We start from the raw sequence: 341 nt of genomic DNA, 5'->3' as shown, positions 1-341 counted from the left end.
TGACAATAGCGTTTTGGACCCACCTGACTCCATGCCGAACTCAGTAGTGAAACGAAACAGCGCCGATGATAGTGTAGCATTTGCTATGTGAAAGTAGGACATTACCAGGCTTCAAATTGTAGAGAGCCCGACTAGAAATAGTCGGGCTTTTTTACGTCTGCAGAAAAGTGAAATATGTGTAATTAACACCCACTCATATCGCGACACAAAGATAGTGTAGCATTTCACTGCGACTTTCTACCGCTGTGGGCACTACGACATCCTACTGCGTAGCGCACCGACTTCAAATCGTAGAGAGCCCGACTAGAAATAGTCGGGCTTTTTTACATCTGCAGAAAAGT

Annotated in this window: 1 rRNA gene; it reads left to right on the top strand. The window is 45.2% G+C overall.

The features are described 5' to 3' along the window. Positions 1-110 (top strand): 5S ribosomal RNA (rrf, locus tag H5122_RS20045); the annotation flags it as partial. Between the last annotated feature and the right edge of the window lie 231 nt (positions 111-341).

Origin of the sequence: Pseudoalteromonas sp. SG43-8, from assembly GCF_014164245.1 — a bacterium.
Classification (GTDB): domain Bacteria; phylum Pseudomonadota; class Gammaproteobacteria; order Enterobacterales; family Alteromonadaceae; genus Pseudoalteromonas; species Pseudoalteromonas distincta.
This window is presented reverse-complemented; position numbering and strand designations above follow the sequence as displayed.